The organism is Micromonospora sp. NPDC048999, assembly GCF_040649295.1.
Taxonomy (GTDB): domain Bacteria; phylum Actinomycetota; class Actinomycetes; order Mycobacteriales; family Micromonosporaceae; genus Micromonospora.
The window spans coordinates 1-24,379 of sequence record NZ_JBEZFI010000022.1 but is presented as its reverse complement, the minus strand read 5'-3'; the positions used below and the strand labels follow the sequence as shown (position 1 = coordinate 24,379).

General features: G+C 70.8%; 24 protein-coding genes and 1 pseudogene. 10 read left to right on the top strand and 15 right to left on the bottom strand.

The window, feature by feature from the left end:
- The first annotated feature begins 89 nt into the window (after positions 1 to 89).
- Together AB0C02_RS21445 and AB0C02_RS21440 are read left to right on the top strand one after the other, a co-directional pair.
- Positions 90 to 1,175, top strand: coding sequence for a histidine kinase (locus tag AB0C02_RS21445; RefSeq protein WP_357550450.1), 1,086 nt, complete (start codon positions 90 to 92; stop codon positions 1,173 to 1,175).
- Positions 1,172 to 1,843, top strand: a complete 672-nt coding sequence (locus AB0C02_RS21440; RefSeq protein ID WP_357550449.1) for a response regulator transcription factor — start codon at positions 1,172 to 1,174, stop codon at positions 1,841 to 1,843. The genes AB0C02_RS21445 and AB0C02_RS21440 overlap by 4 nt, the downstream gene beginning before the upstream one ends.
- A gap of 129 nt (positions 1,844 to 1,972) precedes the next feature.
- On the opposite strand, the gene AB0C02_RS21435 is transcribed toward AB0C02_RS21440, so the two are convergent.
- The 3 genes from AB0C02_RS21435 to AB0C02_RS21425 form a co-directional block, all read right to left on the bottom strand.
- Entirely contained in the window at positions 1,973 to 2,755 is a 783-nt protein-coding gene (locus AB0C02_RS21435) for an AfsR/SARP family transcriptional regulator (RefSeq protein ID WP_357550448.1), read from the bottom strand.
- 205 nt (positions 2,756 to 2,960) lie between these two features.
- Positions 2,961 to 3,509 (bottom strand): hypothetical protein, encoded by a 549-nt coding sequence (locus AB0C02_RS21430; protein ID WP_357550447.1) that lies wholly within the window; start codon positions 3,507 to 3,509, stop codon positions 2,961 to 2,963.
- Positions 3,510 to 3,686: 177 nt separating this feature from the next.
- The gene (locus AB0C02_RS21425) at positions 3,687 to 5,492 is read right to left on the bottom strand and encodes a hypothetical protein (RefSeq protein WP_357550446.1); all 1,806 of its coding nucleotides are present in this window, start codon (positions 5,490 to 5,492) and stop codon (positions 3,687 to 3,689) included.
- A gap of 393 nt (positions 5,493 to 5,885) precedes the next feature.
- Here AB0C02_RS21425 and AB0C02_RS21420 point away from each other — a divergent pair, with 393 nt between their 5' ends.
- The 5 genes from AB0C02_RS21420 to AB0C02_RS21400 all read left to right on the top strand — a co-directional run bounded on the left by AB0C02_RS21420 (position 5,886) and on the right by AB0C02_RS21400 (position 9,688).
- Positions 5,886 to 6,467: a hypothetical protein gene (locus tag AB0C02_RS21420; protein WP_357550445.1), complete on the top strand. Its 582-nt coding sequence runs from the start codon at positions 5,886 to 5,888 to the stop codon at positions 6,465 to 6,467.
- A gap of 134 nt (positions 6,468 to 6,601) precedes the next feature.
- Entirely contained in the window at positions 6,602 to 6,886 is a 285-nt protein-coding gene (locus AB0C02_RS21415) for a hypothetical protein (protein ID WP_357550444.1), read from the top strand.
- A 271-nt stretch (positions 6,887 to 7,157) separates the two neighbouring features.
- On the top strand, positions 7,158 to 7,832 hold the full coding sequence (locus tag AB0C02_RS21410) for an NADH-ubiquinone oxidoreductase-F iron-sulfur binding region domain-containing protein (protein ID WP_357550443.1): 675 nt from the start codon (positions 7,158 to 7,160) through the stop codon (positions 7,830 to 7,832).
- Between the two features lie 156 nt (positions 7,833 to 7,988).
- Positions 7,989 to 8,519 (top strand): SigE family RNA polymerase sigma factor, encoded by a 531-nt coding sequence (locus tag AB0C02_RS21405; RefSeq protein ID WP_357550442.1) that lies wholly within the window; start codon positions 7,989 to 7,991, stop codon positions 8,517 to 8,519.
- Entirely contained in the window at positions 8,516 to 9,688 is a 1,173-nt protein-coding gene (locus AB0C02_RS21400; RefSeq protein WP_357550441.1) for a hypothetical protein, read from the top strand. The genes AB0C02_RS21405 and AB0C02_RS21400 overlap by 4 nt, the downstream gene beginning before the upstream one ends.
- Before the next feature lie 66 nt (positions 9,689 to 9,754).
- Here the strand turns inward: AB0C02_RS21400 and AB0C02_RS21395 are convergent, their stop codons facing one another.
- The 8 genes from AB0C02_RS21395 to AB0C02_RS21360 all read right to left on the bottom strand — a co-directional run bounded on the left by AB0C02_RS21395 (position 9,755) and on the right by AB0C02_RS21360 (position 19,605).
- The gene (locus tag AB0C02_RS21395; protein ID WP_357550440.1) at positions 9,755 to 10,522 is read right to left on the bottom strand and encodes a hypothetical protein; all 768 of its coding nucleotides are present in this window, start codon (positions 10,520 to 10,522) and stop codon (positions 9,755 to 9,757) included.
- A gap of 64 nt (positions 10,523 to 10,586) precedes the next feature.
- The gene (locus AB0C02_RS21390; RefSeq protein ID WP_357550439.1) at positions 10,587 to 10,979 is read right to left on the bottom strand and encodes a hypothetical protein; all 393 of its coding nucleotides are present in this window, start codon (positions 10,977 to 10,979) and stop codon (positions 10,587 to 10,589) included.
- Positions 10,979 to 12,352 carry a pyridoxal-dependent decarboxylase gene (locus AB0C02_RS21385; protein WP_357550438.1) on the bottom strand — a complete coding sequence of 458 codons (1,374 nt, stop codon included), beginning with the start codon at positions 12,350 to 12,352 and terminating at the stop codon, positions 10,979 to 10,981. The genes AB0C02_RS21390 and AB0C02_RS21385 overlap by 1 nt, the downstream gene beginning before the upstream one ends.
- A gap of 37 nt (positions 12,353 to 12,389) precedes the next feature.
- Positions 12,390 to 12,749, bottom strand: coding sequence for a hypothetical protein (locus AB0C02_RS21380; RefSeq protein WP_357550437.1), 360 nt, complete (start codon positions 12,747 to 12,749; stop codon positions 12,390 to 12,392).
- A 559-nt stretch (positions 12,750 to 13,308) separates the two neighbouring features.
- Entirely contained in the window at positions 13,309 to 14,559 is a 1,251-nt protein-coding gene (locus AB0C02_RS21375) for a VWA-like domain-containing protein (protein WP_357550436.1), read from the bottom strand.
- The gene (locus AB0C02_RS21370) at positions 14,556 to 15,800 is read right to left on the bottom strand and encodes a MoxR family ATPase (protein WP_357550435.1); all 1,245 of its coding nucleotides are present in this window, start codon (positions 15,798 to 15,800) and stop codon (positions 14,556 to 14,558) included. The genes AB0C02_RS21375 and AB0C02_RS21370 overlap by 4 nt, the downstream gene beginning before the upstream one ends.
- 55 nt (positions 15,801 to 15,855) lie before the next feature.
- Positions 15,856 to 17,247 carry a hypothetical protein gene (locus AB0C02_RS21365; protein ID WP_357550434.1) on the bottom strand — a complete coding sequence of 464 codons (1,392 nt, stop codon included), beginning with the start codon at positions 17,245 to 17,247 and terminating at the stop codon, positions 15,856 to 15,858.
- 93 nt (positions 17,248 to 17,340) lie between these two features.
- Complete coding sequence (locus AB0C02_RS21360; protein WP_357550433.1) at positions 17,341 to 19,605, bottom strand: tetratricopeptide repeat protein; 2,265 nt, start codon at positions 19,603 to 19,605, stop codon at positions 17,341 to 17,343.
- 164 nt (positions 19,606 to 19,769) lie between these two features.
- Between AB0C02_RS21360 and AB0C02_RS21355 the strand changes: the two genes are divergently transcribed.
- Both AB0C02_RS21355 and AB0C02_RS21350 read left to right on the top strand, forming a co-directional pair.
- On the top strand, positions 19,770 to 20,225 hold the full coding sequence (locus tag AB0C02_RS21355; protein WP_357550432.1) for a carboxymuconolactone decarboxylase family protein: 456 nt from the start codon (positions 19,770 to 19,772) through the stop codon (positions 20,223 to 20,225).
- A 59-nt stretch (positions 20,226 to 20,284) separates the two neighbouring features.
- A complete protein-coding gene (locus AB0C02_RS21350) occupies positions 20,285 to 20,743 on the top strand; it encodes a DUF1801 domain-containing protein (protein WP_357550431.1) in 459 nt (152 codons plus the stop codon).
- 56 nt (positions 20,744 to 20,799) lie between these two features.
- Here the strand turns inward: AB0C02_RS21350 and AB0C02_RS21345 are convergent, their stop codons facing one another.
- Positions 20,800 to 21,972 (bottom strand): glycoside hydrolase family 3 N-terminal domain-containing protein, encoded by a 1,173-nt coding sequence (locus tag AB0C02_RS21345; protein WP_357550430.1) that lies wholly within the window; start codon positions 21,970 to 21,972, stop codon positions 20,800 to 20,802.
- 18 nt (positions 21,973 to 21,990) lie between these two features.
- Here AB0C02_RS21345 and AB0C02_RS21340 point away from each other — a divergent pair, with 18 nt between their 5' ends.
- A complete protein-coding gene (locus AB0C02_RS21340) occupies positions 21,991 to 22,119 on the top strand; it encodes a hypothetical protein (protein WP_357550429.1) in 129 nt (42 codons plus the stop codon).
- A gap of 9 nt (positions 22,120 to 22,128) precedes the next feature.
- Here the strand turns inward: AB0C02_RS21340 and AB0C02_RS21335 are convergent, their stop codons facing one another.
- The 3 genes and pseudogenes from AB0C02_RS21335 to AB0C02_RS21325 all read right to left on the bottom strand — a co-directional run.
- Positions 22,129 to 22,824, bottom strand: a complete 696-nt coding sequence (locus AB0C02_RS21335; protein ID WP_357550428.1) for a hypothetical protein — start codon at positions 22,822 to 22,824, stop codon at positions 22,129 to 22,131.
- 74 nt (positions 22,825 to 22,898) lie between these two features.
- Positions 22,899 to 24,017 carry a CopD family protein gene (locus AB0C02_RS21330; RefSeq protein ID WP_357550496.1) on the bottom strand — a complete coding sequence of 373 codons (1,119 nt, stop codon included), beginning with the start codon at positions 24,015 to 24,017 and terminating at the stop codon, positions 22,899 to 22,901.
- A 228-nt stretch (positions 24,018 to 24,245) separates the two neighbouring features.
- Positions 24,246 to 24,362 (bottom strand): annotated as a pseudogene (locus AB0C02_RS21325) (copper resistance protein CopC); the annotation flags it as partial.
- Positions 24,363 to 24,379 lie beyond the last annotated feature (17 nt).

Here is a 24,379-nt window from a genome sequence, read left to right as displayed (position 1 = left end):
ATTCATGTACCAGCGGATCTTGCACGCCAGCCGGGAAGCCATGGAAACTTGCCTGTCGGGGGGATGGCTCGGCGGAAGGTAAGAGACTCATGGATCAAAGCGCGCTCGCTACGGGAATCGCTATCGCGAGCGCGTTCGAGGCCCGTCACGAAAGCGTTCTGGACACTTTCCGTAAGCGTCTGATCGGGATTTGCGGCCCGCTGGGACTGGAAGAAGCCCTCCTCAGCCAGGCGATCGCCCAGGCACGCCAGGTATTGGTCGACGTCACCGACAGTGTCCGAACCGGACAGATTCAGGTCGACGAGACGGCGATCGCCTTTCTCTGGCAGACCGGGGCGGCGGGGGTCCAGAGCAACCAGCACCCGGTCGAGTCCCTGCGAGCCGCCAACGAACTGTTCGAACCGGTGATCGACGCGGTGATCGAAACCGCGGCCGGCCAGCCGGACGCCACCTGCATCATCCGGACGGCCACCCAGGCCCTGCAGCGCAGCATCATGACCCGGATCCGTTGGGCCTCCGAGATGTACGTCGCGTTCCTGCTCGACCGCGTCCAGGAGGCCCAGCTCGCCGAGCGGCGCCGGATCGCCCGCGAACTGCACGACCGGGTCGGCGGATCCGCCAGCGTCGTCAGCCGCAACCTCGAACTGGCCAGTGCCTACGCGGAAGCCGATCCCGACCGGAGCAGGAGCAAGATGGACGTGGCCTACCGGGCCAGCCTGCACACCTTGGAGGCGGTCCGGGGCGTGGCCACCGACCTGCGGCTGGAGTCCAAGTTCGACAACCTTGAGCAGGCCCTGCGCGGCTTCCTCGACGTGATGGGCGAGGGCAACGCGACGGTCGACCTCGCCGTCCGCGGCGATGAGGCGTGGGTGCCTCCCGAGGTGCTGGCCGAGGTGTTCCTGGTGGTCCGGGAAGCACTGCGCAACGCCTTCCGCCACTCGTCGGCCAACACCATCCTGAGCCACGTGGACATCGCGCCGCACGAGATCCGGGCCTGGGTCAGCGACGACGGCATCGGCTTCGATCCGGACGCCGGCACGGCCAGCGGCGGAGGCGGGCTGGCTTCGATGCGGGAACGAGTCGAGTTGCTCGGCGGCAAGCTCGCCCTGCACAGTGCACCGAGGCACGGCACCATGATCGAAGCGTTCATCCCACTGGCCGGAGCCGCGAAATGACACTGTCCACCGCGCCGACCAGGATCCTGCTCGTCGACGACCACGCGCTGTTCCGACACGGCCTTCGCGAGTTGCTGTCGATGGAACCGGACCTGACCGTGATCGGCGAGGCCGGCACCGGTGCCGAGGCGGTGGCGTTCGTCGCCGCGCACCGGCCGGACGTGATGCTGCTCGACGTCGGCATTCCCGGCGACCACGCCGCCACCACCATCATCCGGACCCTCGCCGCGGTGCCGGCCACCCGCATCATCATCCTGAGCATGTTCGACGAGCCGACCGTGGTGCGGGAACTGCTCAGTGCCGGCGCCCGGGCGTACCTGCTGAAGAGCGTGACCCGGGACGATCTCGTCGCGACGCTGCGGAGCGTACGGGCCGACCCCGACCGCATCATGTTGTCGATCTCCCGGGAGAGCTTCGAGCAGGTCAGTGACACCGGCGCGAGGATTCTGTCCGACCGCGAGGTGGAGATCGTCGGTCTGGTGGCGCAGGCGTACAGCAACTCGCAGATCGCCCGGCGGCTGGACATCACCGAGGGCACGGTCAAGCGGCACCTGCGCAACGTGTTCGCCAAGCTGGGCGCGGTGTCCCGGATCGACGCGGTGAACAAGGCCATGGCGATGAACCTGGTCAGCCCGGAGAAGCCGGGGGCCCAGCGACTGCGCGGGTAACCACATTCGACGGCCGGCCGTGACCGGGTCGCTGTCGCTGTCGCTGAGAATGCTGGCCCGAACCGGCCGACGCCCCCGCTCCACGGCATCCGCTCGCACGGGTCGGGAGTCGGGGGCGCTGGCCTGCGGTCAACTGACGGTCGCGAGCAGCCGCACGGGGGTGCCGTTGAGCACCTGCCGCTGGAGTTCCTGCAGCTCCGGCGTCGGTTCCAGGCCCAGTTCCTCGGAAAGGGTCTGCCGGAGGTTCCGGTACGCGTGCAGCGCCTCGGCCCGCCGGCCGCACCGGTTCAACGCGGTGATCAGCTGGGCGTGGAACCATTCGTTGAACGGATGCGCCGCGACCAGGCCACGCAGCTCGGTGACGAGTTCCCGGTAGCGGCCCAGCCGGGCGTCCGCCTCGATGCGCAGCTCCAGCGCCCGCATCCGCAGTTCGGCGAGGTGCGCGATGTCGGCGGCCATCGAGTCCTCGACGCGGACGTCGGCGAGCACCGGCCCCCGCCACAGGGACAGCGCCTGCCGCAGTCGTTGGGCGGCCTCGGCCGGCTGATCGCTGTCCAGCAACGCGCTGCCCTCCGCACAGAGGCGGGCGAAGACGGTCGCGTCGAGCTGTTCCTCGCCGAGCGACAGCAGGTAGCCGGTCGGTCGGGTGATCAAGAGCTGGTCGGCGGAGCCGGCGACGCCCACCCGCTCGAACAGCGCGCGGAGCTGGTAGACGTACGTCTGGGTGGTGGTGGCAGCACTTCGTGGTGGCCGGTCCCCCCACAGCCAGTCGAAAATGGCGTCCTGGCTCACCGTTTGGTTCGCCCGCAGCAGCAGCAACGCGAGAACGGCACGGACCTTGGGCGCGGTCGGCGTGCAGTCAACGGCGTGCTGCCGGACTTCCAGGCTGCCGAGAATGTTGAAGCGGAGCATTTTGTGACCCTCTTCTCTCTGCATCTGGCCTAGACGCTAACCGTTCGCCGGCCAGCATCAATACCTCTGCGTCCAAGGAGAGCGCCGTCGACTCAATAGGTGTCCGTCGATACAACTTTAGAGGTACGGCACCGCGCCCCAGGGCGGCACCCATCCGGCGTATCGCATACGCCGAAATGAATGCGCGGGCCGCTGCCAGCGCGCCTCACTCCGTACGCGCGGTAGCTTCGGCGAGCGCCTTGATGGTGAGCAGCTGCTTGCGGCCCATGAGCGCATCACCGACCGCCAACGCGGCCCGGCGGGCCTGCTCGAAGACGGTCGTGGCGCCGACGTCGAGTCGCCCGACCAGTCGGGTGCCGCCCGCACCCGGCGTCACCCGGTAGGTCACCGCCACCTCGCCGTAGCTGCGCCGGTGCCGCTGCGCGATCAGGCCGGTGAGATGCTCGTCGCGGACGAAGTCGACCACCTCGAAGATGAGGAACTTCTGGCCCAGCGTCAGCTCCTCGGCACCCGGGGTGAGGGCTCGGGGGCTGCGCCGCCCCAGGTTGTCGACCAGGTCGTAGCTGTACGGCGCGACCTTGAGTTGGCACAGCCACCGGTACACCACAGGGACCGGCGCGGCCACGTCGACGGCCCGAACGAACGAGCGGAACGGCACAGTCAGGTGGCGGTCGCACGGATAGTCGGCCGCCACCTCTTCCGGAGTCGCGTTCCAGACCCGAGGATTCCATCGCCGGAGTGTCTCTCGCAGCACAGCTGACCGCCTCTGCTCCGCCGGCCTGGCCAACGCCAGCGCCGGTCGCCTGATCCGTACCCGGGGCTTCCGCCCGTCACCGACGTCACCACGGACGGGTCGAGGCGACATCGATGACAGGTCGAAGGCAGTCCGCACCGCTGGCCGGACCACTGACCGGCAGGCGAACGCCGACGGTCACGGTCGGTAGTCGTCGTGGAGGGCGACGCGGGAGAACTCGTACCCGTCGCGGGTATGCCAGTAGTGCAACCGGCGTGCGGAGGCCGCCTCTCGCTGAAGCGCCACCCGCCAGCAGGTCGCACCGTCAGATCGACGAACGTTGGGACTACCGGCGGCACCCGTACGCAGTGGGTGCAGGTCACGGCCCGCGAGGTGCTGGACCTGACCGGTCAGCACCTCAACCACCACGGCTACGACCTTTGCCCGGCTGATGCCTTCAAGCCGTTCAACGGAATCAAGGAAGTCGGGAGACAGCACGTACCTGGCGAGGGGCTTGTCGTCCTTCTCCGCGGCGGGAATGCGCTGCGCCCACTCACAGGTGACCTCGTAGCGGAACTGTTCCTCGGGATCGAGGAACAGCTGGCCAGCCACGCGGGCCGGCTGGTCGGCGCGGCCCTGCGCGCTCTTGAGCTGCCTGGCCAGACGCTGCCGAGCCAGGTCGGCGCCCCGGTAACGGGTCTGCAGCTGCTCGATGGAGAGGGTCGCCTGGGCAAGCTGGGCCTCAAGTTCGGCGGCTCGATCCCGGAGACCGCTCAGCTCATCGGCGAGGGCCTTGCGGGTGGCCCGCTCGGCCACCAACTCATTGCTCAGTTGCGACACGTGCGCCTGGTCCACCCCCGCCGGGGTAGCTCGCGCCATCGCGGGTCGTTGCGGCGTGGGAAGGCGCCGGGCCAGGTCCAACGGCGTCGGCTGGCGAGGTGTCACGCTCGGCTCGACGAGTGGCCGCGGGGCCACCGACGGCGCGGACGCCGCCGCAGCCGACGGCTGCGCTTCTGGCTCGGGCGGGCGCAGCCACGGCGGCCCACCCGGCAGCAGACTCGGTGCCGGCCTCGGCACCTCCTCGTCGTCGACGTCGTCCAATCGCAACCGCAGCGGTTCGGCCGCGACGCGGCGGCAGGCGACGATCTCGCCGACGCTGAAGAGGTTGCCCAGTGTGTCCTTATGGTTGCTGGTGACCGCCTCCCTGCCGACCTCGACCTCAAGGCCGGGCAGTAGCCGTACGGTTACCGCGTCGTCGGCCACGGCCGCTACCTCAGCGAGAATGACATCGCCGACACCGTAGGCCTGGTCGATGCCGGCCCCGGCGGCAGCGGCATCGGTGAACCGCAGCGCGGCGCGGAGATCCAGCCGCCGCGACTCAGGGTCGTAGCGGCCCGAAACCGTCTGCCCCTTGACCAGCACCCGATCCAACGCGACGCCGGGAAGGGTCAGTTCCTCCCACACCGTGGCCAGGGACATGTCGTCCAACGTGACCAGCGCGCGCGACCCGATGACGCCCTGCACCCGACCGGACCGCTCCTGCATCCCGGAACGAGTCCGCGGTTCGACCAGTCCGGCCGCCAGGGCCGCCTGCAGCGCATCGCTGATCAACTGGTCGGTGATGCGTTTGCGGTCATGCGACGAGTACGCGAACCGCAACCGGCTGCGCCCGGGATCAGAAACCCAGGCGTGGTCGACCGGGTAAACCCGGCCCGCGCCGCCGTACACCTGAGTCAGGGACGGCATCGCTCTTGAGAACGCCCACGAGATGTCGCTCGTGGGCATCAGCACCACCTCAGCCAGGTCGCCGACCGCCTCCTTGATCTCTTCCGGATCCCCGAACGGCTCGTCGTGCTCCCCCGGGATCGTCAGCACCACGACCGGCCACCGCCGCCCGGGCATCAACAACCGGTACGCAAGCTCGCCGGCCTCAGCCTCCGAGTCGATGCGCCGCACCCCGGACGGGGCGGCCCCGACCATCTGACCGATGCCCGATTGCCCCATCAAGCCCGACTCCCCTCCGGCAGCGACTCGTTCCGGAACAGCCAACATCCATGGTGACCGCGCCCTACCAGGCATCCGGCGGTCGGGAGGCGGTGTGCAGAACACCTCCGAGGCACGTCACAGCAAGCAATCCCGGTCAGCGTAAGTGCGCCGGCGGCGTCCCGGCTATCAGCCGTAGGTCCGCGCCGGTGACGCCGGCGGGTTGCTGCCTCGGTGGCCTCCTGTGTGGAGAACGCGGCAAACCTTAAGTTCTCATAAAGGTCTGTTGCCTGCTATGCCCGGCACTGGTAGAAACCCACCGGACGCCCGACCGACCGCCTGCGCGACGGGACGCTCGACACCGCGGCGACCGCCGGGGACAACGGCGCAGCGCGTCGCGATATCGGAGGTGACATGGACGGTGCGAGGACGACCCGGTCGCCGCTCCGCACCACTGGCCTGGCCGCCCGGCCCACCCGCCGCAGCGACGCCCGGCGACTCGCCGTCGGCGTGGCCGTGGTCGCGGTCGCCGCGGCGGCTTTCACACCGTTCGGCAGGGTCGCCATCGCCAGCTCCTTCTCGTTTCTGGAATTCTTCACCGGCGTGTTCAGCCTGGTCGGCCTCTCGATCACGGTGATGATCGGGTTGGTCGCGACCGACCGCCTGCTCCTGCTGATCCGCCACCGGATCCTGCTCCAGATCGTGCACCGGGCCACCGCGGCCACCGCCATGGTCTGCCTGGCGATTCACGTCGCGACGAAGCTCATCGAGGGACACGCCCACCTGTGGGATCCGGCGGTCCCGTTCCTCGCCAGTCACCGGCCCGTTGAGGTCGGGCTCGGCACGCTGGCCGGTTACCTGATGATCGTGGCGACCTGGACCGGTGTCACCCGTGCCTCGTACGCCGGGAGCGCACGGCCGGGCCGCTGGCGGGTTACAGCATCTGCATCGGTCTCGTCACCCTGGCCCTGCTGGTACGCCTCTTCGTGGTGCTGAGCCGCCGCACACACCTGGCCACGGCGCAGAGCATCCGCCGTAGGCGCCCGGCAGCTCGGCCGGAGACGGTCGCCGCCACACCACTGGCCACGAACGTTCTCATCCCCAACCTGGGCGGAACCGAGTAGGCCGACGTGGAACCGGACGAGACGGCCAAGGCCGAGCCCAGCGTGGCCGCGTCCCGATCCAGCCGGGCGAGCGGCTACCGGCCGTACCGGCCACTCCGCGAGGAACGGCCGGTGTCCCCGCCGCACAGCCCAGCCCCGGCGGTCGCTCAGCACGCCGAGCCGGTGGGCCCGGAGCCCACAGTCCGCCCGGAGCCGCCGCGCCAACCCGCCCTAGCGCGCCAGCTCGATGAGAGCGCCGAGATCATCGACGAGGAGTTCTGGGCGTACATCCGCAACGAGGTCGGCCGGTGACCGTACCCGTCATCCGGCACCTCGGCCCGCCACGCCTTACCGCCGGCCTAGACCGGGCCGAACGCCTGGACCACCGGGCGCACCTGGCCGTACAGCGACTCGGTACTCGCGGCCGTCGCCGAGCGCCGGATGCCGGCCAGCACCCGGCTCGTCACCATGCCACACCGGTTCATCTCGGGTGAAAGCGGCGCGCTGATCCGTGGCATGCACGGGGACGCGCCCGGACGCAAGAGCGTCTCAGATCAACTAAGCGATCCTGAGCCGGAGTAAGTTGTCGGGCGGATTCCAGGGAAAATGGATCAGCGCGACCGCGGCCGCCCGCGCGGTGGTGTCCTGGGCCGGCCTCACCGAGGTCGGCGGCGCGCTCGGGGCGGGCATCATGCTGCCCCTCGGCGACGGCACCTGCCCGCTCGGCGAGGCCGTCCGGGTGTTGCGTTACCTCGCCGGCCAGTCCGCCGGCCAGTGCGGACCGTGTCAGCTGGGGCTGCCCGACCTGGCCCGGGCGATGAGCGCGCTCAGCGACGGCAGCGGCGGTGCCGCCGCGCTGGAGCGCATCCGCGCGGCGGCCGGCGGCGTCCGCGGGCGGGGCGCGTGCAGCCACCCGGACGGCACCGCCCGATTCGCGCTTTCCGCGATCGACACGTTCATCGAGGACATCGCGACGCACCTGGCCCGTGGCGGTTGCGACGCGCCGGTGCGGGGTGTGCTGCCGCTGCCGGACGGCGAGGAATCGACAGCCGGCCGGCTCATGGTGGACTGGTCCCGGTGCGACGGACACGGGCTGTGCGCCCAGCTCGCACCCGAACTGATCACTCTGGACCCGAACGGCTATCCGTCCCTGCCGGAGTCGCCCGTCCCACCATGGCTGGGCAGCAGTGCGCGCAAGGCGATCGCCATGTGCCCGGCCCTCGCCCTGCGTCAGGAAGCGCCGCTGCCCGCCAAGTGATCCGGGGTCGGGTCAGGGCATCGAGGCGCGTCGGGCACAGAACCTGCCGGCGGCGGGCCGCGTCTTGGGGGGCATGATGACGCAACTACCGCACCAAGGAGCGGATCGGCGGCGGGCCACCGGGTCCCGCCGGCGAGCCGGAGCAAGGGTGCAGCCGTGACGCGGGTGGGCCGGCGTAGCGCGGAGGAGGAGTTCGCGGAGTTCGTGGCGGCCAACCACGGCCGGTTGCTGCATCTCGCGGATCTCCTCATCGGCGACCGTGGCCGGGCGGAGGATCTCCTCCAGACCGTCCTGATCCGCACCTACCTGCGTTGGTCGAGGGTTCGCCAGAACAACCCGCTCGGGTACGTCCGCACCGCGCTCAGCAACGCGCGCACCGACTGGTGGCGCCGGGGCGGCGGACGGGAGCGGCCTACGGAGACCCCGCCCGACGCCGTCACACCCGACCACGCCGCCGAAGTCGTCGGCCGCGACGCCGTCCAACGGTCGCTCGCGGCCCTCACCACCCGCGAGCGCGCGGTCGTGGTCCTGCGCTTCTACGAAGACCTCAGTGAAGCCGACATCGCCCACACGCTCGGTATCGCACCGGGCACCGTCAAGAGCACGTGCGCGCGGGCGCTGGGCAAGCTCCGAATCTCGCCGGAGCTGTCCGCCCCCGCACTCGTGTCGACAGGAGAGCAGCTGTGAACACCGTTGACGACCTGCGGACGGCGCTCCGCTACCCAGCACAGTCCGCTACCCCGGACGCGGCTGGGATGATTTCCAAAGGCCGGCGCAGGCGGGCCGCCAGACGTGCCGTGGCGGGTGCTGCGGTGGTCGCCGTCGCGACCGGAGCCGGGATGGTCGGGGTGCTCCAGCCGCAGAGCGGACCGGACCGGACGGCTGCCCCACCGATCGTCGGTGCCCCACCGATCGCCGGTGCCGCACCGATCACCGGTGTCGCGCCCGACGCGGTCCTCGTCGCGGCGACCGCGCCACTGGCCACCGAGGCGCCCCGCCGGTTCGATCCCCTGCGCCGTACGCTGAACGTCGGCTGGATTCCGTCCGGCCTCAACGGCCAAGGGGCCGAGATCACCCCGTGGCAGCAGACGTTCGGTAGTCAAGACGCGGCCTGGGTCAACGGTGGCCCGGACATCGGCCTCGTCGTGACCGTGCTGGCGAAGGGGCGGCCGGTCACCGACTTCACCAGCGGTGCGCTCGGCCTGCCGCGCGAGCCGGTGGCCAAGCCCACCGAACCCATCAACGGGGGGGCCGCCGAATGCCTCACCGACCCGGCCGTACCCGGCTCCTGCTCGGCCATCCGCTGGCGCTACGCGCCGGACGCGTGGGCCCGGGTGTCCTACGCGGGCAGTGCGGGCGCCACCCCCGAGCAGGCGGCGGCGGTCGCCCGCCGGGTCGCGGAGTCGGTGACGCTGACGGACGGCGAGGTGGTTCGGATGCCGTTCCGCCTCAAGGGAAACCTAGCGGACATGACGGTGGCCCAAACGCTCGTCTCGATCAACGACACGCCCGGCGGCATGTACGGCGAAGCGTGGTCGGCCACCGTCGACCTCGTCCCGGCGGGCACGACGCTGGTCCAGCAGTACGGGTACCAGGGCCTGGTCGTGGACGCCATGTTCGTTCCTGGTGATCCGTCCGGCCGCATCGAACGCGACCAGAAGCCCAACACCACCGTCAACGGCCACCCGGCCTGGCTGCAGGCCGACCGCGCGGCCGTGGTCGTCTGGGGTGCCGGTGACACCCGCTCCATGGCCGAGTACTCGAATCGTGACGGCGACGCGTTGGCGGCCTACGCCAACGTCGAACTGCTGCCCGATCCGGCTGACCCGGCCAACTGGCCGCCCGTGCACCAGTAACACCTCGTCGCGTACGGCGAATCCCATGACCCGCCGTCGCCGCGTTCTGCGCGGCGACGGCGGCGATCAGCCGTACGCCCCCGCGGGTGCCTTGACGATGTTGCCGGTCGGCTTCTTTACCGACACCCGCTTGCCGAAGTCTGAGGCGGCGAAGGTGTAGGTGGAGTCTTTGCCGTCGGTGTCCACGTTGGGCAGCGTCAGCAAACACTGGACGATGCGGCCCTGTGCGTCCACCTTCGCGGTGAACACGATTTCGGCTGCCGGCGCACCGATGCGTTGCGCCAGGATTGAGCCGAGGTGCGCGGAGGCCGGGTTCGCCGACGGGGTCTTGGTCAGGTCGAGCACGCCGCGATACTCGTCGGCGCCGGGCATGGTGACGTCGCGGGCCGTGGTCAGGAAGTCCAGCGCCGCGACCGGCGCGCCGAGGACCACCAGGCCCTGGTCCTTGGTGAATTTGGTGACCGTGTAGTGCAGATAGGTTTTTGGCTCGACCTGGACCCACAGATCGTTGCCGATCGCCACCATCTCGTCGGTGTCGCTCGGGTCGGGTGAGCGCAACCGCGTGCCCTTGGTGGCCGCGTCGTATTCTCCCGGCAGGCTGTCGCTGCCGGAGGTGAGGCTGAAGGAGAAGCTCTGCGATCTCGTCGCGGCCACCGCCTTGGCCAGCGCCGGCCCTGCGTCCGGTAGCGGCGACGGGCTCGGCGACGCCGACGGCGGGGCCGCCGATGCGGTCGTGCTCTCTGGAGCGACGGTGGCATCGGACGAATCGCTGCCACACGCGGTCAGGGTGAGGGCGAGGGCCAGTACTGCGACAGCCGGCACCTTGACGTTCATGATCGCCTCCCGAGGTGAACGGCAAGTATGCCCCAGCCGTGAGGTCGGCGGGGGGCCGACGCGGTCAACGCCGCCGCCGACCGGCGATCATCAGGGTCGCCGCCATGACCGCGCCGCCGAGGTTGAGGACGGCGAGGATCACGACCAGCGGGTTAACGTACGCCGGGACCAGGTCGTAGCTGGCGTTGCACCGATTGTGCAGGGGAAACCACTGGCTCGTCTCTTGCCAGTGGTCGTCCTGGTAGGCGGAGTCGTAGTCCTGGCCCACCCGGACGCACGTCTCGCCGATGTCGTAGGCGGCGGCGCTGAACAGCCCGTAGCCGTAAATCAGCAGGGTGCAGGCGGCAGCGACCAGGGCGAGCCGGACCCAACCGCCGGGCGACCGCCACGCCCATACGACCCTCTGGCCACCCCATCCCAGAGCGGCAAGCACGGAGACCAGCAACAGCAACCGCATCATGGCAGGTCGGCCAGGCGGGTGATCGTGGCGATCGACCGGTCCACGTCTGCCTCGGTGGTGGTGGCGTTCGACACCGAGATCCGCATCAGTCGCCGTCCCCGCCAGGTCGTACCGCCGGCCCAGCAGGTGCCGTCCGCCTGCACCGCCGCTATCACCCGGTCGGTGCGCGCGTCGTCGCCGCAGCCGATCAGCACCTGGTTGAGGACCACCTCGTTCGCCACCTCGAACCCGGCCGCGGACAAGCCCTCGGCGAACCGGCGGGCCAGCGCGCAGCAGCGGTCGACCAGAGCGGCGACCCCGTCGCGGCCCAGCTCCCGCAGCCCGGCCCACACGGCGAACCCGCGGGCCCGGCGCGAGGACTCGGCGGTGAGGTCCGCTCCCGCTGGCAGACCGCCGGAACCGACCAGATACGCGGCGGTGTAGGACATCGCGGCCGCCTGCACCTCCGGGCGGGAACAGAACGCGAAGGCCGAGTCGTACGGAAGGTTCAGCCACTTGTGGCCGTCACAGGCCCACGAGTCCGCCAGCTCCAGCCCGTCGACCAGGTGCCGGGTCGCGGGGCTCGCCCCGGCCCACAACCCGAACGCCCCGTCCACGTGCACCCACCCACCGTGCCGGTGGACCAGTTCGCACGCTTTCCGAAGTTCGTCGCAGGCGCCGGTGTTCACGTTGCCGGCCTGCAGGCACACAATGGTGGGCCCGGCGGGGCCGGCCCGCAGCACCTCCCGCAACGACCCGAGGTCGATAGCCCCGTTCGGCCCGGCGGACACCGGCTCCACCACATCCACCCCGAGGCCAAGCAGACGCAGCGACCGGTCGATGGTCGCGTGCCGTTCCTCGCCGGCGATCACCCGGATCGGCGGCGCCCCCAGCAGCCCGCGCCGTTCCACGTCCCAGCCCACGTCCGCCAGCACCTGGTGCCGGGCGGCGGCGAGCCCTGCCGTGTTCGCCGCCTGGCCGCCGGTGACGAAACCGACCGACGCCGACGCCGGGATCCCCAGCAGCTCCTTCAGCCAGGTGCCGGCGGCAGCCTCGGCCGCGATGGCGGCCGGCGACATGACGGCGTTGAACGCGACCTGGTCCCAACCCGCGGCCAGGATGTCGGCCGCGGTTGCCGCCGGCAACGCACCACCCACGACGAACCCGAAGTACCGCGGCCCAGCGCTCGCGACCAGGCCCGGCTCGGCCGCCGCGACCAGATCCGCCAGCACCTGCTCCGGTGGGGACGGCGCGGCAGGCAACGGGCCGGAGAACGCCTTGGCCAACGTGGCCTGGTCGATCGGCACCCCTACCGGCCGGTCCGGCAACGACCGCCGGTAGTCGGCGGCGTGGTCAGCGGCCAAATGAAACAGTCGGCTCAGTTCCTCCACCGGCGCACCCTATCGCCAGGGCTTTCATCGCCCCCGGCTACCGCAGCCACCGCAGTGCGGCATCGGCGCAGTCCTCGGGGCTGCTGTTGAAGGCGATGGCCGCGCCGGGCGCATGCTGCCGGACCAGGTTGACCACCTTCTCGAAGAGTTCGAGCAACGGCTCGTGCTTGCGGATACCGCCCCCGATCACTACGCAGGCGTAGTCCTTTCCGGTCAGCGCCTCCACGATCGCTCCTTCGGCGTTTTCGTCGGGTGCTACCAAGCACAAGTCGGCCTCGATACCGTGATCGCCGAAACGGGCCTGACCGCGTGTTATCGCCGCCACGACCGGCTCAGGATCCCAGCCTGGAATCCTGACGGGGTCGAGACCGACCACCAGTACCCGTCCCAGCGCCATGCGTTCTTCCTTCCCACGAAGGTCTGGCCCCGGCAGCGTGGCCCGCGCAGCCCCGAGTCACCAAACATGCCGATTTCACCCGTCACACGATCCTGATGCTGCCACAGATGGCATCGGACGTAACGCTGCGTGGCCCGCGGATTCGGTGACCGGCGCCTTCAGTCCACCCCGTCCATGCTGGGATCCTCTTCATCGTCAGATGCGGCTATCACCTGGTCCCAGGCGTTGACGATCACTGCGGCCTGCCGCTCGCTGAAGGCCAAGCCGCTCAGGAGGACGTTAGTCGAAGATCTTGAAAACCCATCGATCGAGCGAGGGACAGTATTCCGATGTAGCCCAGAAGTGCCCCGTCAGGTCGGTGGGGAACTCCTCTCCCTTGGCCAACTGGCGGAGTTGACTGGTCATGCCGGCAAGTATGCGCACCTTCCGCGATCTGCCCGTGCGGGCATGCCTGTTGATTTCCAGTAGGCGTTGAGCAAGCCACGAGCCGCCTCCGGCGGTCGCGAGGCGGTCGACTCGAAGGTTGACAGCGCCGCCGATCTGTCGACGCGGGTTGGGATTATCGAGCGGCGGAAGCTGAGCCGATGGTGACCACCCGCGCCCACCCGGGCGGTGAGTCCGGCACGTAGCGGGGATCGTTCTCGTCGCACCGGCCGGGTTGGGGAAACAGTCCCACGACGGTTCGGGCGGGCGGTCGTGAGGTCGGCCAGGGCGTCTGGCCGTCGGTCAGCACGACGATGACGTCCGGGCGTGGTCTGTCTCGCAGTGCTCGGGCGAAACCGGCGCGCAGGTCCGTGCCCCCACCACCGATCAGTGGGATGTCCTCGGCTCGGCACAGTGGGCGTACGACCTGGGCTGCCGCGTCGCACGGCAGCACGGTGACCAGGTCGCGGCGGCCGCCCACGGCCCGGGAGATCGCGGCGACCTCGAGCAGGGCGCTGCCGAGTTCGGCGTCGCTGACCGAGCCGGAGGTGTCGATGATGACGCAGACCCGTGGGGGCCGGCGCCGCAGCGCCGGCAGGACGATGCCGGGTGTGCCGGCGGAGCGGCGCGACGGCCGGCCGTAGGTGTAGTCCTCGCCCACGCCGGGCGCGGATACCGCCGAACGGACTGCCGCTCCCAGGAGTTCCCGCCACGGCTGCGGTGGGTGGAACGCCTGCTCCGCCCACCGCCGCCAGCCCTGTGGGACGTTTCCCGGTCGGCCGGAGATGCCCTCGGCCACCCGGAAGCGCACCGCGTCTCGTTCCTGTGGGCTGAGGGCGTGCGCACCGTCCGGTCCGACGTCCCACTCCCGCTGCAGCCCGTCGGCGCCGCTGCCGCAGTCCAGCCAGGCCAGCTGCTGGGTACGCGGCCCGAGCCGGAACTGTCGCAGGTAGTCCTCCATCAGCTGCCCCTCGGGCAGCAGCAGGGAGTTCGGCTCGACGGCTCCTGCCGGGCGGGCCAACCCGTCGCCGAAGACGTCGTCGTTGATCTCGCAGTCCGCGGCGATGTTCATTCGCAGGCGCTCCCCCGGCCCGGTCAGCCCCCGTTCCCGCGCGACCCGGTCGCCGCGCCCGTGGTGGTCACGCAGCAGGTGCGAGACCTCGTGCACCCACACTCCGGCGAGTTCCTCCACGGGTGTCCGGTCCACGAACACCGGTGAGACGTAGCATCGCCAGTGCGGGTCCACCGCCATCGTCGGCACCCGCAGCGACTCCACCACGTGCAGGGCGAACAGCGCCGTCGCCAGGTAGGGCCGGACTCGGGCGGCGTGCAGTCGGGCGGTGAAGAGCTTGTCCCGATCCAGTGTCCCGGCGGGATCGGCGCTCATCGGCGGGTCCCCGCGACCGCCGCGACCCGGGCCGCCGTCTCGTCGGCCCGCCGGGACAGGGAGACTGCCCCGGCGAGCTGCTCGATCGAGGCGGGCACGTCCCAGTCCTCTTGGCGCAGCCGAGCGAGGGTGGACGCGGGGACGACCACCAGGTCCGGGGCGCCGGTCTCCAGCGCCCGGACCAACAGCGCCCAGGCCGCGTCCCAGCGGGGTCGCTCCGGACGGCGGCGTACCGCCTCCACCACACCGTCCAGGACGGCCTGGCGTAGGTCGCCCCGCTCGGGCAGGACGGCGGCGGCCGGGTCGGCGAGCAGCGCCTCGGGGTCGGGAAGGTCCATCCGGTCCAGGCTGGCCAGCAGCTCCAGTCCCGGCCCGTCGCCTACGGTGCCTCTGACCAGCATCGACAGGACCTCCCGGGAGGCGTCGGCCGCGGTGGCGAAAGCGATCAGGCGCAGGGTCATCTCCCAGCTGCGGGGCGACGGCCACGGCCCGCTGCGGCCGGCCTCGCCGGTGGGCAGTCGGTGCACGAGCCCCGGGCGCGCCGACAGGAGCCCGCACACCGCGCGACGGGCGAGGGCGACGGCCTCCGGCAGCCGCTGCGGATCGAGCCGGGGCAGCGTCGCCCGGGGCCAGGTTCCGCCCAGGCCGCGTACGACGACTTCCTGATCGTGGGTCCACTGTAGGTGGACGAAGCGGTTGGCCAGTGGCGGGCTCAGCTCCCAGCCGTCGGCGGCGGAGGATCGTGGGTTGGCGGCGGCCACGATGCGGACCCCGGCCGGCAGGTGCAGATTGCCGATCCGCCGTTCGAGCACGAGGCGGAGCAGGGCGGCCTGCACGGCCGGTGGGGCGGTCGAGAGTTCGTCCAGGAACAGTAGTCCGCGACCGACGCGTACCAGGCGCACGGCCCAGTCGGGCGGCGCCATCGGGACGCCCTGGGTCGCCGGGTCGTCGCCGACGACCGGCAGCCCTGAGAAGTCGGACGGCTCGTGGACGCTGGCGATCACCGTCGTGAGCGGCAGGTCCAGCGAGGCAGCGAGCTGTGTCAGCGCGGCGGTCTTGCCGATTCCCGGCTCGCCCCACAGCAGGACCGGCAGGTCGGCCGCCACGGTCAGGGTCAGTGCTTCCAGCTGCGGGTCGGGTCGGGCCTCGGTGGTGGTGTCGGACAGCAGCGCGAGCAGCTCGGCGGCGACGTCGAGCTGGGGCGTCGGGAGGGTGTTGATCGAGGTACGGGTGGTAGGCATATGAGATCACCTGTGTGGTCGTGGGGGCTGGGCGAGGGGTAGGGGTTCCCGCTGGTCAGGGGGCGATCGCGTGACGTGGGTGGGAGCGGCCGTCACGCTTGGACTGCCGGTCCCGGGAGCAGGGAGCAGGTCCGTGTCCGGTCAGCCCGGCTCGGAACAGCCCGTACGAGACCCGCCGCAGCGCGGCGTTCTCCAGTTCCTCCCGCAGGTTCCCGCTGCGCAGGAGCGCATCGGGTCCGAGCAGGGCCTCGACGACGGCCAGGGCGCCGGCGGTGTCACCGTGGTCCAGGCGGGCGCGGATGTCGGGAAGGCACTCCGGACGGCGGTGCGCCTCGCGGATCGCCCGCAGGCAGGGCAGCGGGGTGCCGGTCAGCGCGGCCAGCAGTTCCTCCCGGCGGATTTCCGCCGGGTCGTGGTCCATTGGTGTCAGCGCACCGTTCACCAGGCCGATGCGGTGCCAGACTCCCCGGCAGGCCACGAGACGTGGCGCTGCCGCCGGGTGCGGGGATGCCGGGGTGGCGGCCACCGGATGACCGGGCGCGAGCGCGGCGGCCACCAACGGGTGAAGCCGGTCGATCTCGATCAGCCCACGACGCAGCAACTCCAGGTCAGGCACCATCCAGGTCGCCGCGTCGGGCAACGCCGGCAGCCCGGCGACACGACCAGCCCGCGACGCTCCGGCGATCCGCGCCGCAGGCCGCAGGTCCGTTCCGGCCGCCGCGATGTCCAGGACCAGACGACGTCGAGGCCCGAGCCGCACCACCACGGCACCGCTGGTCCGGCCCTCGGCTTGGAGCAGCAGCATTGCTTCGGCCGCCCACCGGTGCGCCGCGTAGCCGCGTTCCCGCAGCGCGTCCCACGGCGGATCAGGGTGCATCGGAGCGGCGTCGTCGGAGGTCAACTCCGGTGCGCCCGACCGGCTTCGGAGCTCGTCGGTTCTCCGGGTGTCCCACAGGTGGCGGTGCAGGTCGAGGCGGAACCGACGATCGGGATGCGGGTGCGGGCAGCCGCCCTCGTCGCGGGAGCCGGCCCACAACGCCAGGCTGATCCGCTGCCCCGCGTCCGCCCAAGCCGGTGGCGTCCGGGCAACGAGGTGCACCAGCTCGGCACAGCCGTGGTCCGCCGGGTCGTACCGGGCCAGCGAGAGGGTCAGGCCCGGACGCAGCAGCCCGTCGGGAGCGATCCTCGGCATGTGCCAGCGCAGCAGGTCTGGCGCGAGGTGCCGGAGATCGGCCCGCAGCCGGGCGGTCAGGTCCCGGCCGTGACAACGAGCCACGGCGCGCAGGTCCAAGTCGACGTCAACGCGAGCGGCGGCACACGCGCCGGCCCAGTCACCGACGCGACGACGAGCGGTCGCGGCTTCGATCATGGAGGGCGGCACGGCGTACGCGCGCACGTGCTGCCAGAGGGAAAGGCGGGAATCCGCATTCGCGGTCGGGGAGCGCATCAGCACTCACCTTGCGCGAACCGGGCCCCCAATCTGAGAGAAGGTTTCATCGCGGCGGAGCGTAGCGCCCCGTTGTGCGCTCCGCCAAGGGCATTAACCGGTGCTGTCCACGCGGGCTGCGCGCACGGTCTCCCGCGCCGCACGGGCGCGCTTCTCGTCGTGCGGCCGGCCCAGCTCGCGCGCGACCTCGATGGTCCGGTCGAGCAGCGCCAGCGCCTCGTCGTAGCGGCCCGTCGCGCGGCACGTCTCGGCGTAGGTGTGCCGGAAGTCGATCTCCAGCTGCACCTCGGCCAGCGGTTCCAGCAGCTCGAAGGCGCGTCGGTGGTGTTCGAGCGCCTCCTCGGGTGAACCCATGATCCGCAGCGCGACGCCGAGATAGTTGTGGCACCACGCCTGGTTGTGTTGCAGATTGTTCTGCTCGGACAGCCGCAACGCGTCCTGCAGCGTTCGCAGCGACTCCGCTGGGTCGTGCGATGCCAGTGCGACACCGAGGGTGACCAGCCCGGTGATCTGGGCAGGCCCGTTGGCCAGGGCGACGGATGCCCGGGCGAGTTCGACGGCTTCGCCGTGCTGCCCGAGGTGAAGTGCCACCCATCCGTCGAAGGCCAGCGCCTGTGCTTGCCCGGCGTGGTTTCCGATCTTCTCGAACAGCTCGCGTGCCCGCCGGAACTGCGTCTGCGCCGCTTTCAGGTCGCCGAGATCCCGGCGGGCGAGACCAATGCGCAGGGCCAGAGCAGCTGCGAGGCCATCGTCATCCGGCCCGGCCTGCTCGGCCAGTTCGTAGGCGGACAGCGCCTCGGTGACGCGTCCGGCGGCGGCACGGGCGTAGCCGAGGTCCGCGAGCAGCGAAGCGCGCTGCTGGTCGCGGCCGAGACGTGCCGCGGCGGCCGCGGCGGCTTCGAGCAGGCGTGCCTGGTCGTCGGTGCCGCGGTGCCGGAAGAACCAGACCCGCATGGCCTGCGGCAGTTCGGCTACCACCTCGTCCATGCCGAGCCGCACGGCGGCGTCGAAGCCGGCGACCAGGTTGACGTACTCGTGGTCGAACCAGGCCATGGCCTTCGCCGGATCTCCCGGGGCGGGTTCCTTACGGTGCGGTGAGGGCAGCGTCTGATCGTGGGCGACGGCCTGCGCCAGGTAGTGCCTCAGGACCCGACGCAGGGCGGCTTCAGCCTGTGGTTCCTCGTCGGCGGCGAGGTCCGCCGCGTACTGCCGGATCAGGTCGTGCGTCCGGTACCGCCCGGGCGAGGGCTCCTGGACCAGGTGGGCGTCGACCAGCTCCTCCAGCGCCGTGCCGACCTGGTCGGCTGGCATGTCGGTGAGCGCGCCCGCCACCGCCGCGTCGAAATCGGCGCCCGGCAGGACGCCCAGCAGCCGGAACATGCGGCGCTGGACCGCGTCGAGCTGCCGGAGCGACATGCCGAACGCGGAGTCGAATCGGTTGGGGGTGGCGCCCAGCCGCTCGGCCAGCACCGCCACGGTCCATCCTGGGCGGTGGCGAAGCCGTGCGCCCGCCATGCGTAGCGCGAGCGGGAGCCCGCCGCACTGCCGCAGCACCTGGCCGACCGCTTCCTCGTCGGTGGGCGCGAGCCCGGCCGCCCGGCCGAACAGGTGCGCCGCGTCGGCGTCGGCCAGTGGCTCCAGGGAGACCGGTGGCACCCCGTCCAGGCTGACCAGCCGGTGGCGGCTGGTCAGCAGGACCGCGGACTTGCCCGCGCCGGGGAGTAGCGGGCGCACCTGATCCGCGTCGACCGCGTTGTCGAGCACGACGAGCGCCCGCCGGCGGGACAGCTCCGACCGCCAGAGCGCTGCGCGTTCGGCGCCGCCGGCCGGGGGGTGCGTGACGTCCAACGCGCCCAGTAGCCGGCCCAGCGCGGCGTGCGGTGGCAGCGGCTCCTGGCCCGGGGTGAAGCCGTGCAGGTCGAGGTAGAGCCCGCCGTCCGGATATGTCGGGGCGAGCCGATGGGCGACGCGCACGGCGAGGCTGGTCTTGCCCACGCCGGCCATGCCGTCGATGGCGACCGCGCCAGCGGTGCCCAACAGCTCTTCGACCAGCGCGGACTCCGCTTCCCGGCCGGTGAAGTCGAACAGGTCGGCCGGCAGATCGTTGCGGCGCGGGGCGGGTGCCGCGCCGGCTTTGGCCGCCTCGGCCCACGCCGCCCGCAGTGGCCGAGGGTCACGGCCCACAGCCCGGCTCAGCGCCACGACGGCCTCCCACGGCGGCACGAGCTGACCGGTCAGGTACCGCGACAGCGACGAGCTGCTCAGACCCGCCTCGCGGGCGAGGGCGCGCAGGCTCAGCCCGCTCAGCTCCTTGATCCGGGCGAGCTGAGCCACCAGTCGCTCCTGGGGGCTGGACACGTGCAACACCGTACCCGTCCCGGCCCGCGGAAACGGATCGGCGACGCGTTTGCGCTGCTCAGCCGGGCTCTTCGTGTCCCACGGTGTCCCACGGAACGCGCGGTCCCCGGTGCGCCGATGGTCGGATGACTCCTGTCAGAAACACCCGCGACCAAGGAGAAGCGATGTCGACCGAGCGCATGCCGAACCCGGCGGTTCTGATCCCCGAGGCGATGGAGGCGCTGATGGCCGTCAACCGGGCCATCGCGGGCGCCGGGGTGGACGGCAAGCTGCTGGCGTTGAGCCACCTGCGGGTCAGCCAGATCAACGGCTGCGGCCCGTGTGTGGCCGGGGGCGCACACCAGGCCCGCCAGCACGGCGCGACCGCGGACCAGGTGCACGCCGTCGCCGCGTGGCGGGAGACGCCGTGGTTCAGCGACGAGGAGCGCGCCGCGCTGGCCCTGACCGAGGCCGTGACTCGGCTCGCCGACCAGCCGGACCCGGTGCCGGATCAGGTGTGGGACGTGGCCGCCAAGCACTTCGACCAGAAGGAGCTCGCCGCGCTGCTGCTCAACATCGCGATCGTCAACGCGTTCAACCGGCTCAACGCGCCGACCCGCCAGCAGGCCGGCAAGTGGTGACCTCAGCTCCACCGACCGGTACCGCCCGTAGCCACCCGTCTCAGAAAGAGGAAGTCCTCATGTCGACCACCACCAAGACCACCGCCGCGAACAGCGAGAAGTACGACGGTTTCACCGAGGAGGAGCGCGATGCGATGAAGGAGCGCGCCAAGGAGCTGAAGACGCGCGCTCGGCGGAGCGCCAAGACCGACCCGGAGAGTGACGTGCTCGCGAAGATCGCCGAGATGTCGGATTCGGACCGGGTGATCGCCGAGCGGCTGCACGCGGTGATCAAGGCCAACGCGCCGGTCCTCGCCCCGAAGCTGTGGTACGGCATGCCCGCGTATGCCCGTAACGGCAAGGTGGTCTGCTTCTTCCAGAGTGCGGCGAAGTTCAAGACGCGGTACGCGACGCTGGGCTTCAGTGACGAGGCGAACCTCGACGAGGGCACCATGTGGCCGAGCTCGTACGCCCTGGCCGAGCTGACCGCCGACGACGAGGCGAGGATCGGCGCGCTCGTGCGGCAGGCGGTGAGCTGAGGACGGGACGTACGGCTGGTCAGCCGGCATCGATCGGGCCGGCTGACCAGTTGGGGTCAGCGTTTCGGGCGGAGGGTGTTCACCCGCGCGACGGACTGGTCGATGTGGTTCTCGGTGAGGCCGCCGGCGTGCACGAGATTGACGACCGTGTCGATGGTCTGGTCGACGACCTGCGGGTCGTACACCTGCTGGTTGCCGAAGACGAGCAGGTCGAGGCCGGCCTGGAAGGCCAGGGTGACCGCGTCCGCGGCGGAGTAGCGTTGGGTGATCGCAACGGCCTGCATGTCGTCGCTGACCACTGGGCCCTTCCAGCCGAGCCGGCCGCGCAGCAGGTCCGTCACGGTCGCGGTCGACAGCGACGCCGGGTAGGTCGGGTCGAGCTTGCGGTTGAGGATGTGGGTGACCATGACCGAGTCGGCGAGGCCGGCCTGGATCAGCCGCTGGAAGGGTTCGAGTTCGACTTCCTGCCAGGTGTCGGTGACGTCGACGACCTCGAAGTCGGTGTTTCCGGCGGCGCTACCGAGGCCGGGGAAGTGCTTCAGGTTGGTTTTCACGCCAGCCGCGCGGAAGGCCTGGATCTCCTCGGTGGCGTTGCTGACCACCACGTTCGGGTCGGCGGAGAAGCTGCGGCCGAGTTTTCCGATGGCCCTGCTCTCTGGGTTGATGTTCAGGTCGACGACCGGGGTGTAGTCGAAGTTGACTCCGATGCGCGTCAGGTCGGCGACCAGCCCGCGGGCCCAGTCGCGGGTTGCCGACGGGGAGTTCTCCGCGCCGATCTCGGCCTGGGATTTGGAAGCCGGGAAGCCGTTGCTCGGGTTGAGCCGGGTGGTGCTTCCGCCCTCCTGGTCGATGGAGACGATGAGCGGCCCGGGGGCGGCATCTTTCAGGCTCTTCACCAGTGCGGTCACCTGTTGCGGTGACTGGATGTTGCGCACCGACTTGGTTTCCAGGTCCTGGTCGAACAGGATGACACCGCCCAGGCCACCCTTGATCGCCTTCACGATCCAGTCGTCGTTGGTGACCTGGGTGCCGCGGAACCCGGCCACCAACAGGCTGGCGATCTTGCGCCGCAGCGCGGCTTCACCGGCGGGTGATGGACTTGACGGCCGCGGGGTGGTGGTCCGCGTCGCGGATGTCGCACGGGGCGACTCGCAGGAGGTCACGGCCGCCACGGCGGCTGAGCCGATGCCGGCTAGGAACGCTCGGCGGGGCAGATGCAGGCTGTCCACCCCCGCACGCTATGGCCCATGCCCTCTCCCCTGGACGCGGACCGGCGCGACGTCATCCGTCGGTGGAACCCGCACCTTTACGACGCCGACCGGCCGGAGGCGGGACCGGCCGCGGCCGGCGAGGTACCGGCTGGGGCGCGGGGATGATCTTCGATGCTATCCGAGGCGGGCGAGCGTCGTCTTCAGCAATGTCTTGACCTTCTCGTCGGAGTCGGCACGCTGGCCGACGGCCTTGATCTGCGCGTAGCCGACGTAGAGGACGGCGTTCGCCTTGTGCACCACGACGGTGACCAGATCGTCGTAGGTGTCCGGGTTCACGTCCGGGGGCGAGGTGTGCACGAGATGCTGGGCAAACCCTTTCCATCCGCCTATCTCGATCGGCCGGCTGCCGACCGTGTATTCGCCCAAGACCGACGGCGGTCCGCCGAGCACGCTGAACGTTGCCGGACACTTGGCGGACTCGGCCACGACGGTGTTCATCGTGCTGTCCGCGAGCGAGGAGCTTTGGAAGACCACCGCGCCCTGCGTGACGACCGGGAGCGACGACGGCCCCAAGAGCTCTGGTGCGACGATGATTCGTCCGGTCGGGTTCCCACCGACCGGCTCGACCGCTGGTTGCACATCGGCCCCGACGTCCTCCGAGCGCTGGCTGTAGGGACAGGTCGGGATGCTGTTCGGGGGCGTGTAGACGACGTGCGAGGAGTGGCCGTTGTCCTTGATCTCGGTCGCGCCGTCGCCCAGGTCGCCGGCGCGGACGAGGCCGAGCCGGATGGAGTCCACGGTGTAGGGCGGCTTGGTCAGGGGTTCCGGAGTCCCGCTGGAGCAGCCCGTCAGGACGCCGAGGGCAAGCATGCCGGCGGCGGCTGCGGTCGATCGGCTCCGGGACGCCTTGCGGTCAGCGCCTCGCATGTGTGTCAACCAGCCTTTCAACGTGCCGTGAAGGGGACACGCACGGGTGTCTCGTCGAAGTCGGAAACTCGGATGTCCAGCCGCAGCACCCACGACCCGGGGAACGGGACGGACATCGAGTACGCCACGTAATGGCCGGGTTCGGCGGCGGAAATCTTGACGGGCAGGGCCGTGACGGTGCGATCGGGCGACTGGAGTTCGCCGAAGATCTCGGGCACCGCGACCAGTGAACCGTCCTGCCCGGTGAGGTAGATGTCGGCCACGTTGCTACCCGACCTCGCCGGCTCGATCGTCACCTCGACCGAGCCACCCCGCAGCCCGACGCCCGCACCGTCCCCGTCCCCGTCCCCGGCGGGAACCGGAACGGTGACGTGCACCGGCGGCGCGTAGCTGGTCCGGGCCGGAACGGTGTTGACCAGCACCGCCGTGATCGACACGACGACCACCCCGAGCACGACCTCACCCACCACCGACCGGCGCAACCGACGCACCGCCACCGACGGCCGCGCATCCAGCGACCCACCACCACGCCGCCGCACAAACCGCCGCGCACCCGAGGCCAAACCCACCACAACAAGCACCACAGCAAGCTTGCCCAGCAACAACCACCCAAAAACGGTCGCGCCCAACGCCGCCCACGACCCCACCTGCCGCCACGCCAGATACCCACCCGTCACCGCGATCACCGCGAAACAGATCTCCGCAAGCCGGGAAAACCTCGGCAGCACCGGCTCCAAAGAGACAACGCTCCCCCCACCCGGGACCAGCACACACGCCACCAGCAGAACCAGACCACCCAGCCACAACGCCATCGCCAACAGATGCAAACCCGCCGCCGGCACCGCCAACCACGTCTGCACACCGGTCTGCGCGTGATCCGCCAACGTCCACGTCAACATCAAGCCAACAACGCCAACCGCGGCGACCGCGGACAACACCATCCGCCCCACACGGCCGACCCCATCGGAAGGACGTACGGCGATCCCGAAGACCACACCCAGGGCCAACACGATCACCAGCCGCGCCACCAACGCATGACCCAACCGCGTCGACAACGTGGTGCCGAGCAGGTCAGGATCGAACACCCCGGCCAACGACGTGCCGGCGGCGTACGGCCCCTGCACGAGCAGCACCACCAGAGTGCCGGCGGTCAGCGCGCCGAATCCCGACCACACGACACGCCGGCCACGCCGGCTACCGCGCCCGGCAGGCCAGAGCACCACCACGAACAGCGCACCACCGACAGCCAGCGCCACACCCAGGAAGGCCACCGCCCGGCCGACCCCGTCCACCACCGGGACAACAGGGCTGACGTCCTGCCGCACCGGAGCCGCCACCGCGCTCGCATGGCCCACGCTGAAGCTGAACGCACCCGCCACCACGTGCGAATCCGCAGACGTCACCCGCCACGCCAGGACGTAGGTGCCCTCGGCCAGATCCGCGGGCAGACTCACCCGCGCCGTGTTGGCCTTCCCCTCCACATGACCAGGCGTACCGA

Bases quoted from the DNA above. Each gene is read 5' to 3' on its own strand.
- AB0C02_RS21445 (WP_357550450.1), top strand. From the start codon at position 90: ATGGATCAAAGCGCGCTCGCTACGGGAATCGCTATCGCGAGCGCGTTC.
- AB0C02_RS21440 (WP_357550449.1), top strand. From the start codon at position 1,172: ATGACACTGTCCACCGCGCCGACCAGGATCCTGCTCGTCGACGACCAC.
- AB0C02_RS21435 (WP_357550448.1), bottom strand. From the start codon at position 2,755: ATGCTCCGCTTCAACATTCTCGGCAGCCTGGAAGTCCGGCAGCACGCC.
- AB0C02_RS21425 (WP_357550446.1), bottom strand. From the start codon at position 5,492: ATGGGGCAATCGGGCATCGGTCAGATGGTCGGGGCCGCCCCGTCCGGG.
- AB0C02_RS21420 (WP_357550445.1), top strand. From the start codon at position 5,886: ATGGACGGTGCGAGGACGACCCGGTCGCCGCTCCGCACCACTGGCCTG.
- AB0C02_RS21395 (WP_357550440.1), bottom strand. From the start codon at position 10,522: ATGAACGTCAAGGTGCCGGCTGTCGCAGTACTGGCCCTCGCCCTCACC.
- AB0C02_RS21390 (WP_357550439.1), bottom strand. From the start codon at position 10,979: ATGCGGTTGCTGTTGCTGGTCTCCGTGCTTGCCGCTCTGGGATGGGGT.
- AB0C02_RS21380 (WP_357550437.1), bottom strand. From the start codon at position 12,749: ATGGCGCTGGGACGGGTACTGGTGGTCGGTCTCGACCCCGTCAGGATT.
- AB0C02_RS21375 (WP_357550436.1), bottom strand. From the start codon at position 14,559: ATGAGCGCCGATCCCGCCGGGACACTGGATCGGGACAAGCTCTTCACC.
- AB0C02_RS21370 (WP_357550435.1), bottom strand. From the start codon at position 15,800: ATGCCTACCACCCGTACCTCGATCAACACCCTCCCGACGCCCCAGCTC.
- AB0C02_RS21365 (WP_357550434.1), bottom strand. From the start codon at position 17,247: ATGCGCTCCCCGACCGCGAATGCGGATTCCCGCCTTTCCCTCTGGCAG.
- AB0C02_RS21355 (WP_357550432.1), top strand. From the start codon at position 19,770: ATGTCGACCGAGCGCATGCCGAACCCGGCGGTTCTGATCCCCGAGGCG.
- AB0C02_RS21350 (WP_357550431.1), top strand. From the start codon at position 20,285: ATGTCGACCACCACCAAGACCACCGCCGCGAACAGCGAGAAGTACGAC.
- AB0C02_RS21340 (WP_357550429.1), top strand. From the start codon at position 21,991: ATGCCCTCTCCCCTGGACGCGGACCGGCGCGACGTCATCCGTCGGTGG.
- AB0C02_RS21335 (WP_357550428.1), bottom strand. From the start codon at position 22,824: ATGCTTGCCCTCGGCGTCCTGACGGGCTGCTCCAGCGGGACTCCGGAA.